The 1,232-nt window shown below is 62.4% G+C and carries 1 protein-coding gene; it reads right to left on the bottom strand.

Going from position 1 to position 1,232, the window contains the following annotated elements:
• On the bottom strand, positions 1 to 1,232 hold a 1,232-nt coding region (locus tag AD663_RS19485), incomplete at both ends, for an Ig-like domain-containing protein (protein ID WP_218187226.1).

The raw sequence follows: 1,232 nt of genomic DNA on the forward strand, positions 1-1,232 counted from the left end.
GTGATTGGGCCGGAGGCGACATGGTCCGCACCTTGGGTGTCGTTGGTCAGTACGCTGCCGGTCAGGGTCAGGTGGGTTTCCGAGGCGGTACCGTTGCTGTCGTCCACAGCTTTTGGCAGGTCGTCGACGATGTTCACGTCGAGGTTGCCGTTGGCGGTGGTGCCGTTGTCGTCGGTGACCACAACCGCGAATTGCTCACTGAGGCTGTTGGCGCCGTTGGCGTTCGGATGAGCTTCGTTGTCCAGCAAGGTGTAGCTGTAGCTCACGACGCCGGTGGTGGCGTTGAAGCCAGTAACGGTCAGGGTGTTGCCCAGAGCCGTGGTGATCGATTGAGGGAAACCGGCGGCCACACCGCCAGTGACGACGTTGATGCCACCGACGCTCAAGGTCTGCACGCCGTCCAGGGCCGTCACGGTGAAGGTGCCGTTTTGGGTCAAAGCAGGCGCATCGGGGCTGCTGCCGTCGCTGAGGTTTTTTTCCTGGACCGTCAGCTCACCGCCATCGATGTCGAGGCCGGTGATGATCACTGGGTCGTCGTTGTTATGGACTTGCAGCACCAGGTTGGCGGTGCTGGTATCGCCGTCGGCATCGGTCAATGTGTAGGTGAAGGTTTCGCTGCCATTGCCACCGCCGTGCAGGCCTTTGAAGTCCGCATCGGCGCTGTTGAGCGTGTAGGTGTAGGAGCCGTCGGCGTTGAGCACCAGGGTGCCGTAGGTGCCGGTGAACGTACCGGGCGTGATTGGGCCGGAGGCGACGTGGTCGGCGCCTTGGGTGTCGTTGGTCAGCACACTGCCGGTCAGGGTCAGGTTGGTCTCCGAGACGGTACCGTTGCTGTCGTCCACGGCTTTTGGCAGGTCGTCGACGATGTTCACGTCGAGGTTGCCGTTGGCGGTGGTGCCGTTGTCGTCGGTGACCACAACCGCAAACTGCTCACTGAGGCTGTTGGCGCCGTTGGCGTTTGGATGGGCTTCGTTGTCCAGCAAGGTGTAGCTGTAGCTCACGACGCCGGTGGTGGCGTTGTAGCCAGTAACGGTCAGCGTGTTACCCAACGCCGTGGTGATTGATTGAGGGAAACCGGCGGCCACACCGCCAGTGACGACGTTGATGCCACCGACGCTCAAGGTCTGCACGCCATCCAGCGCCGTCACGGTGAAGGTGCCGTTTTGGGTCAGCGCCGGCGCATCGGGGCTGCTGCCGTCGCTGAGGTTTTTTTCCTGGACCGTCAGCTCACC

Source organism: Pseudomonas sp. Q12-87 (assembly GCF_001269755.1).
In the GTDB taxonomy this organism is placed as follows: Bacteria; Pseudomonadota; Gammaproteobacteria; order Pseudomonadales; family Pseudomonadaceae; genus Aquipseudomonas; species Aquipseudomonas fluorescens_S.